This window comes from Streptomyces sp. NPDC127068 (genome assembly GCF_042724695.1).
In the GTDB taxonomy this organism is placed as follows: domain Bacteria; phylum Actinomycetota; class Actinomycetes; order Streptomycetales; family Streptomycetaceae; genus Streptomyces.
The window spans coordinates 1-8,514 of sequence record NZ_JBHXEN010000101.1 but is presented as its reverse complement, the minus strand read 5'-3'; the positions used below and the strand labels follow the sequence as shown (position 1 = coordinate 8,514).

9 protein-coding genes are annotated in these 8,514 nt (G+C 71.4%); 6 read left to right on the top strand and 3 right to left on the bottom strand.

What is annotated here, in order from left to right:
* Positions 1-150 precede the first annotated feature (150 nt).
* The gene (locus tag ACFWIA_RS34650) at positions 151-735 is read right to left on the bottom strand and encodes a WhiB family transcriptional regulator (RefSeq protein ID WP_387011250.1); all 585 of its coding nucleotides are present in this window, start codon (positions 733-735) and stop codon (positions 151-153) included.
* 285 nt (positions 736-1,020) lie between these two features.
* Positions 1,021-1,704, bottom strand: a complete 684-nt coding sequence (locus tag ACFWIA_RS34645; protein WP_387011249.1) for a glycerophosphodiester phosphodiesterase — start codon at positions 1,702-1,704, stop codon at positions 1,021-1,023.
* Between the two features lie 298 nt (positions 1,705-2,002).
* Here ACFWIA_RS34645 and ACFWIA_RS34640 point away from each other — a divergent pair, with 298 nt between their 5' ends.
* From ACFWIA_RS34640 to ACFWIA_RS34620, 5 genes are all read left to right on the top strand, one after another.
* Positions 2,003-3,430 (top strand): DUF6421 family protein, encoded by a 1,428-nt coding sequence (locus tag ACFWIA_RS34640; RefSeq protein WP_387011248.1) that lies wholly within the window; start codon positions 2,003-2,005, stop codon positions 3,428-3,430.
* Positions 3,431-3,459: 29 nt separating this feature from the next.
* Positions 3,460-4,209, top strand: a complete 750-nt coding sequence (locus tag ACFWIA_RS34635) for an SDR family NAD(P)-dependent oxidoreductase (RefSeq protein WP_387011251.1) — start codon at positions 3,460-3,462, stop codon at positions 4,207-4,209.
* A complete protein-coding gene (locus ACFWIA_RS34630; protein ID WP_387011247.1) occupies positions 4,206-5,276 on the top strand; it encodes a threonine aldolase family protein in 1,071 nt (356 codons plus the stop codon). Before ACFWIA_RS34635 ends, ACFWIA_RS34630 begins: the two co-directional genes overlap by 4 nt.
* 88 nt (positions 5,277-5,364) lie before the next feature.
* Positions 5,365-5,964, top strand: coding sequence for a transglutaminase family protein (locus ACFWIA_RS34625; protein WP_387011246.1), 600 nt, complete (start codon positions 5,365-5,367; stop codon positions 5,962-5,964).
* Positions 5,965-6,010: 46 nt separating this feature from the next.
* A complete protein-coding gene (locus tag ACFWIA_RS34620; protein WP_387011245.1) occupies positions 6,011-6,709 on the top strand; it encodes a B3/4 domain-containing protein in 699 nt (232 codons plus the stop codon).
* A 74-nt stretch (positions 6,710-6,783) separates the two neighbouring features.
* On the opposite strand, the gene ACFWIA_RS34615 is transcribed toward ACFWIA_RS34620, so the two are convergent.
* Positions 6,784-7,512 (bottom strand): lysophospholipid acyltransferase family protein, encoded by a 729-nt coding sequence (locus ACFWIA_RS34615; protein WP_387011244.1) that lies wholly within the window; start codon positions 7,510-7,512, stop codon positions 6,784-6,786.
* Positions 7,513-7,875: 363 nt separating this feature from the next.
* On the opposite strand from ACFWIA_RS34615, the gene ACFWIA_RS34610 reads away from it, so the two are divergent.
* Complete coding sequence (locus ACFWIA_RS34610; RefSeq protein ID WP_387011243.1) at positions 7,876-8,211, top strand: TlpA family protein disulfide reductase; 336 nt, start codon at positions 7,876-7,878, stop codon at positions 8,209-8,211.
* Positions 8,212-8,514 lie beyond the last annotated feature (303 nt).

Genomic DNA, 8,514 nt, shown 5'->3' with positions numbered 1-8,514 from the left:
GGGGCCCCGGGGCGGGCGGGGGGGGGGTGCCCCCCCCCCCGCCCCCCCCCCGCGGGGGGGGGGGGGGGGGGGGGGCCCCCGGGCCCCCCCCCCCCACCGGCCGCCGGGGCCGTCGCTCCCGCCGCCACGTTCCGACGGCCCCGGCGGGGATCAGGCCACCTGCCGGCTGCCCGGTGCCGGGGCGCCCGGTCGCCCGGCGCGGTCCGTACCCGAGCCGGTGACGCGCGTCGACCGGGGGCGCGGGTCGATGCCGGCGGCGCGCAGGAAGTCCGCCGACGACTGGGCCGCCGCCAGCGAGCGCCGGACCCGCGGCCGGGGCACCGCGGTCGCCAGACAGATGCGCTCGATGCGCCAACCGTGCCAGGCCAACTGCCAGACGACGGAACCCAGGTGTTCCGGCGGCACCAACAGCCGTTCACCGGTCAGCAGCCGTCGCACCAGGGCGTCGTCCGCCCCGTACAGGGTGCGCAGGGCACGCCGGAACCTGCGGCGTTCCGCGGGGGTGAGACCTCCCCACACCCCGTCGGCCTCGGAGTTGTCGACCGCGTGCCGTAGGCAGTCGACCCGTATCGTGCAGCCCCCGCAGATGTGTTTGGCCTTCTCGATGGACTGTTCCCAACGCTCCGATTCCCCCCGGGGGAAGAACAGTTCGGGCTCGTGGCCGATACAGGCGGCACCCAGGAAGGCGGAGTCGAGAACGGGAACGCGGTCGCGTGGCGGCCGGGAGACGGTCATGGTGCGGTGTCCCTTCGGGCGTACGGTCTGCTACCCGGCCCCTGACGGACTCGCTTCCGGGTGTGTGCAAGCCCGAGGCCGAGTGGCTCGGCGCGCGTCGGGAGCCCGGCCCCAGGAGACCCCCGGGGCCGCTTGCGCACCGAGCCTTCGTCCCCAACAACGGATGGCGGGGCGCACCTGTTCACCACGATGGGCGAGGAACTCGTCACGTACCCCAAGGGCTTCACACCACCGCACCGGCGGACGCTCGGGGCGCACCGGACGCTTCGGGTGCCTCGGTCCGGCTCAGTCGGTGCCGGCGGCGGCCCGCTTGATCTCCGGGTGGTCGGTCGTCGCACCGTCGAGGCCGAGCGCCCGGGCCAGGGCCAGGTGCTCCGGGGTGTTGACGACCCATCCGATGATCCGCAGGTCGGCCTTGCGGGCGCGCTCCACCAGTTCGAGGGTGAGACGGCGGATGTTCAGGACGAGCGTGCCCGCGCCGACCGCGGTGGCCCGGTCCACCACGTCGAGTCCGTACCGGCTCGCCACCAGCGCGGTGCGCACCCCGGGGACCAGCTGGGCGACCTCCGCCAGGGCCGCGTCGTGGAAGGACAGCACCTCGACCCGCTGGACCAGGTCGCGGGCGTGCATCACGGCGGCGAGGGAGCGGGCCGCGGCGACGTCCTTGATCTCCGCCTGGAGCGGGGCGCGCACCGCGTCCAGGACCTCTTCGAAGACGGGGACGCGCTCCCCGCGCCCCGCGTCCAGGGCGCGCAACTGGGCCAGGGTGTGTTCGGCGATGGGACCGCTGCCGTCGGTGGTCCGGTCGACGTCGGTGTCGTGCATGACGACGAGGGCGCCGTCCTTGCTGAGGTGGAGGTCCAACTCGATGACGTCGAGACCGGCCTCCTCGGCGGCGACGAAGGACCGGAGGGTGTTCTCGGGCTCGACGCCCATGATGCCGCGGTGACCGATGGTGAGGAGGTGCACGGGTGCTCGCTTCCGTCGACGGCGGACGGTCCCGTGCGGTCCACCGGGCAGCGCCCGGCCGCCGCCGGGGTGCCGCCCTGGGGCTCGGCGCAGCCTATCCGCCACCGTGGGCGGGGCCGGAGCACGGTTCCCCGGACGGACGGGGTCGGCCCTCGCCCTTTGAATGACGGGCTGGAGGCAGGAAGAATCACGGTTGTAGTGACTCTGGACCGGATATTTTCCGGCACCCCCTCTTGCTGTGGAGATCCTTGCCCGCATACGGTGTCCATACGGAAGGTTTTCCCGTGGAGGGTGAGATATGACGGATGTTCTTGTGCAGACGGGTGCGGAGGGGCGGGTTTCTCCGTCGGAGCGGGTGGTCGACCACCCGTCCTGGCCCCTGCTCAAGGCCGCCGTGGAGGAGATCAGGGCCTGGCAGTCGAAGGACGGGTCGATCGACTTCGACGCCGACCACGCGCCGGACCCGGCCGGAGCCGCCACCGCGGTGGAGCGCGTCACCGCTGCCGTCGAGGCCCTCTCGCCGCTGCTGGAGCACGACGCCGCCTACCACGCCGCCCTGGTCGCCGATCTGCGACGGTGGGCCGCCGACGGCTTCCGGGTTCCCGACTTCCTCGACTCGCTGTTGGCCTTCCAACCGGCCGCGCGCCGTGAGCACGGCCTCCAGCACCTGGTCGTCTTCCCCATGTACACGCAGAACGGCAATCCGGACCGCAACCTCGAAGCGGTCGTCCTGCGCATGGTGTGGCCCGACTGGCTCGCCGAGCTGGAGCGCACCCGCTACGACAACCCGCTGTTCTGCGGGATCACCTTCGAGGACTTCACCGCCGGCTACGACACCAACTCCGCGGTGCTCTTCCCCGAGACCATAGCCGTGCGCGAGGCCCCCGAGCGGTTCACCTGGGGCGGCATCTTCTGCGACCGCGAGGCCGCCCGCTTCCGCCGGGTCACCAGCGCCTCCGTGGACCTGCTCGGGCTGGAGCTGCCCCCGGACATCGACGCGATGATCGGCGACCAGGCACGCTGCGAGCAGGCGTTCGTCCTGTGGGACATGGTCCACGACCGCACCCACAGCCACGGCGACCTGCCCTTCGACCCGTTCATGATCAAGCAGCGCCAGCCGTTCTGGATGTACGGCCTGGAGGAGCTGCGCTGTGACCTCACGGCCTTCAAGGAGGCCGTCAAGCTGGAGGCCGACGGCTTCCCGCAGGGGCGTGACGTGCAGTTCGCCGTCCTGTTCGACCGGATGTTCCGCTTCCCGGTGACCGGTGAGCGCGTCCGCAACTACGACGGCCTCGGCGGTCAGCTGCTCTTCGCGTACCTCCACAAGCACGACGTGGTGCGCTGGACCGACAACAAGCTGCACATCGACTGGGACCGGGCACCGCAGGTCACCAACCAGCTGTGCGCCGACATCGAGAAGCTGTACCGGGACGGCATCGACCGCCCGAAGCTCGTCCACTGGTTCGCCGGCTACGAACTGGTGTCCGCCTATCTCGCCCCGCACCCCGGCTCCCGCTGGGCCAAGGGCCCCGACGCCCTCGACCTCACCCTGCCGCCCCGCAAGCTCGTGGACGACGTGCTTCCGGACGAGTTTCCCCTGAGCATGTTCTATGAGGCGCTTGCCAAGAAACTCAAGAACGTGATCGCCTCGACCAGGGGCATCACCGCGTCCACCATGGACACCGGGTCCGCCGACCCCGTCGGCGCCCGCGAGGTGGCCGCGTGAACCCGGAGGGCAGCCCGGAGGTGAGCACGATGGACGGCAAGGACGCGCTGGACGGTGCGGTGATCGCAGTGGCCGGAGCGGCGGGCCCGGCGGGACGGGCGACACTGCTGCGCCTCGCCGAGGCCGGAGCCACGGTGGTCGGCGCCGACGCCGACGTGGAACGACTGGCCGAGGCGGTCGACGCGGCGCGCTACGCACACGGCGGAGCCACCGTCACCGGTGAGACCGTCGACCTCCTCGACCAGCCGGCCACCCACGCCTGGGCCGAGCGGATCGAGCAGGAGTACGGGCGGATCGACGGCCTGGTGCACCTCGTCGGCGGTTGGCGGGGCGGCCGGTCGTTCGCCGAGACGGACCTGGCCGACTGGGACCTGCTGGAGAAGCTCCTCATCCGCACCGTCCAGCACACCTCGCTGGCCTTCGAGGGGGCCCTCAAGCGCAGCGACCGGGGACGTTTCCTGCTCATCAGCGCCGCGGGCGCCAGCAGCCCCACCGCGGGGAACGCCGCCTACGCCGCCGCCAAGGCCGCGGCCGAAGCGTGGACGCTCGCCCTCGGCGACGACTTCCGCAAGGCGGGGGGCGAGGACGGCCCCGCCGCGGCGGCTGCGATCCTGGTGGTCAAGGCACTGGTGCACGACGCGATGCGCGCCGAGCGCCCCAGCGCGAAGTTCGCGGGCTTCACCGACGTCAAGGACCTGGCCGACCGGATCGTCGGGGTCTGGGAGCGGCCCGCCAGTGAAGTGAACGGAACCCGTCTGTGGCTCACCGAGAAGCCGTGAACCCTCCCCGCACCGACGCGAAGCGCCATCACGATCCGGAGGTCCGCGGTTTCGCCAGTGACAACTACGCGGGTGCCCACCCGGAGGTCATGGCGGCGCTCGCCCTCGCGAACGGCGGCCACCAGGTCGCCTACGGCGAGGACGACTACACCGCACACCTCCAGGGAGTCATCCGCAGCCACTTCGGTGCCACCGCCGAGGCGTTCCCGGTCTTCAACGGGACGGGCGCCAACGTCGTCGCGCTCCAGGCGGTCACCGACCGCTGGGGTGCGGTGATCTGCGCGGAGAGCGCACACATCAACGTGGACGAGGGCGGCGCACCGGAGCGGGTCGGCGGGCTCAAGCTGCTCACCGTTCCCACCCCCGACGGCAAGCTCACCCCGGAGCTGATCGACCGTCAGGCGTGGGGCTTCGAGGACGAGCACCGCGCGATGCCGCAGGTCGTCTCCCTCACCCAGAACACCGAACTGGGCACCGTCTACACGCCCGACGAGATCCGGGCGATCTGTGACCACGCGCACGGCCTGGGCCTGGTCGTCCACCTCGACGGCGCCCGGATAGCCAATGCCGCGGCCTCGCTGGACGTGCCGATGCGCACCTTCACCAACGCCGTCGGCATCGACCTGCTGTCCCTCGGCGGCACGAAGAACGGCGCGCTGTTCGGCGAGGCCGTGGTGGTGCTGAACCCCGACGCGGTGCGCCGGATGAAGCACCTGCGCAAGCTGTCCATGCAACTCGCCTCCAAGATGCGGTTCGTGTCGGTGCAGCTCGAAGCGCTGCTCGCCAAGGACCTGTGGCTGCGCAACGCCCGGCACGCCAACGAGATGGCCCGGCGGCTGGCCGAGGGCGTCCGGTCGGTGCCCGGGGTGGAGATCCTCCACCCGGTGCAGGCCAATGCGGTGTTCGCCCGGCTGCCGCACGACGTGAGCGAGCGGCTACAGAAGCGCTACCGCTTCTACTTCTGGGACGAGACCGCCGGGGACGTGCGGTGGATGTGCTCGTTCGACACCCGTGCGGACGACGTCGACGGGTTCCTGGCGGCGCTCAAGGAGGAGATGGCGCGCTAGACGCGGCAGGCGGTGCCGTGACGCCGTCCACCGCACCCGCCCCGGTTTATGCATTGAAGTTCCATGAGCTGCATACCTATGCTTAGGTATGCAGCTCATGGAGGATTCCCGGGAACTGTCCGCCTATCTCGCGGCCGACGAGGCCGTCGACCATCACCATCCACGGGTGCGCCGGTGGGCCGCCGAGTGGGGTGCTGGGACACGCGAACCGCATGACTATGCGAGGGCGGCCTACGAGTACGTACGGGACCGGATTCCGCATTCGGCGGACGCGGGGGATCTACGGGTCACCTGGCGCGCCTCCGACGTGCTCGCCTTGCGGACGGGCATCTGTCACGCCAAGTCGCACGCCCTGGTCGCCCTGTTGCGGGCCGGCGACGTCCCGGCCGGCCTCTGCTACCAGCGGCTCACCGAGGACGACGGCACCGCCCCGCTCGTCCACGGCCTGGTGGCCCTGAAGCTGCCGGGGTGCGACGGCTGGCTCCGGCAGGACCCCCGCGGCAACACCGGGGACATCGACGCACAGTTCTCCCTGGAGCGGGAGCGGCTGGCCTTCCCTGTCCGCCCGGAGTTCAGCGAGGTGGACTATCCGGTCTTGTATGCTGCACCGCATCCGACGGTGCTGCGCGCCCTCAAGGAGGCGCCGGACCGCCCGGCGCTGTGGCAGACCCTGCCCACCGCACTGTGAGGCGCACCCGCCGTCCCGAACCGACCCAGGGCAGACAAGGCAGACCATGACCATCACGCTCACCGTGTCCGACGAGGTCCACGCTCTCGTTCCGGGCTTCACCCGTGTCGCCATCGAGGCACAGGGACTCGTCAACACCCCCAGCACCGAGGCGACCTCGGCCCTGCTGGACGACGCGGCCCGGCGCCTCGCGATCCGGCTCGACGGGCGGGCGCCCCACGAGGACCCCCACATGGTCGCCTGGCGCACGGCGTACAGCGCCTTCGGCGCCAAGCCCTCCCGCACCCGCAACTCCGCGGAGGCGCTGGCCAAGCGTGCCCTCTCGGCGGCCGGACTGCCCCGGATCAACGCACTGGTCGACGTGTACAACGCGATCAGCATGGCCCATCTCGTACCCGTCGGAGGGGAGGACGCCGACCGTATCGAGGGCGGGATGCGACTGCTCCGGGCGCGGGGCGACGAGGAGTTCCCGACCGCCGCCGGCGGCGAGCGGGTGATCGAACACCCGGAGCCCGGCGAGGTCGTCTGGTGCGACGACGCCGGGGTCACCTGCCGCCGCTGGAACTGGCGTCAGGGCGCACGCACCCGACTCACCGAGGAGTCCGGCTCCGTGCTGTTCCTGCTGGAGGCCCTGGAGCCGATGGGCGCCGCCGGTGCCGAGGCGGCCGGCGCCGAGCTGGCGGAACTGGTCCAGAAGGTGAGCCCCGGCGCACGGCTCACCGTCCACCCGCCGCTCACCGGCTGACTCGACCGGGCCCGGCCGGCCCGTCGTCCCGGCACCCGGTCGGTGCGGGCGGCGGAGGGCGGTGACGGCCGAGGTCAGCTGGCTTCCGCCGCCTTGACCGCCTCCGGGGTGGGTGCGGTGCCGCCGAGGTGTGCGGGCATCCACCAGGTGTCGTCCGGACCCTTGGGGCGAACCGGGTAGGCGCGCTGTGCGGCTTCGAGCAGTTCCTGCACGTGACCGCGCAGCCGGCGGGTGATCGCACCCGCGTACTGGTCGCGCGGGGCCTCCAGAGGTTCGCCCACGCGCATGGTGACGGGAATGTGCTCACGCCGGAAGTTGCGCGGGTGCCCCTTGGTCCACAGCCGCTGCGTCCCCCACAGTGCCATCGGGACCAGCGGCACGCCCGCATCCTGAGCGAGCCGTGCGGCACCGGACTTGAAGCTCTTGAGCGTGAACGACTGCGAGATGGTCGCCTCCGGGAACACCCCGATGATCTCGCCGTTCCGCAGTGACTCCAGTGCGTGCTGGTAGGCGTCCTCGCCCTTCTTGCGGTCCACCGGGATGTGCTTCATCCCGCGCATCAGGGGTCCCCCCACCTTGTGGCGGAACACCGACTCCTTCGCCATGAAGCGCACCAGCCGCTTCTGCGGGAGCGCAGTGAGCCCACTGAAGATGAAGTCCAGGTAGCTGATGTGGTTGCTGACCAGCACCGCCCCTCCGGTACGCGGAATGTTCTCCGAACCCTTGCAGTCGATCTTGAGGTCAAGGGCTTTGAACATCGTCAGGGCCATGCCGATGACGGGGCGGTACACAAGCTCTGCCATGGGACGAGGAAGGCCCTTCTGTCTGCCTGGGAGGGGAGATCCCGGCGGGAAGTTACGCAGCCGTAGGTTTTCCGGCCTGCGCAGATCGTGCCCGAAGAACGGTGCGGGGGCCAGTCCTGGCGCCCGCGCAGCGCGAGATCCTCGTCACGTTGCTGAAAGGTACTGTTTACCGGGTTCGGGCGACCACGAGGGGGGTTCGGGTTCGGCCGTTCGGGGGGTGCGCGGGCCCGGCGGACGGAGGGCGGGGAATCCGGCTGCCGCATGGGATGTTTTCGCAGGTGGAGGGCGCGCGAACGGGCGCGGGCCCATCGAGCGGGGCGTCGAACCGCCCGCTTCGCAACAGGAGGCGCGGGAGTGCGGGACATGGACGGCGCGGCCCCGGAGAGCACTCCGGGAAGCCTTGACGCGGCGCAACTCGGGGCGGCCCTGGGGGAGCGGGCGACACTGGTCCAGTTCTCCTCTGCCTTCTGTCAGCCCTGCCGCGCCACGCGTCGGGTGCTCGCCCGGGTGGCGGACATGGTCCCGGGCGTGCGCCACGTCGAGATCGACGCCGAGGAGCACCTCGCGCTGGTCCGGGCCCTCGGCATCGTCCGTACGCCGACCGTGCTCGTCCTCGACTCCGGCGGGGCGGTCATCCGCCGGGCGACCGGCCAGCCCCGCCCGGCCGATGTGATCGCCGCCATCGCCGAGACCGTCTGACGCTCCGGTGCGCTCCGGAGCGCACCGGGGCCGCCCCGGGTGCCGGTTCGGCGGGGCATTGCCCACCTCACATTCCCAGCGCTTGCTCGGCCCCTCCTCCCGATGTCTACTGGTGAGTAATATCGTGCGGGATGCGGCCCTGCCGCGACCGGAAATGGCTACTTCCGGCACCTATGCTGCGGAAGTCCAGCCGGAAGTGACGACGTGCTAGGAGTGTTCGCTGTGAGCTTGCGGATCGTTGTGTGTGTGAAGTACGTGCCGGATGCTGCGGGTGAGCGGGGGTTCACGAAGGAGGGTGTGGTG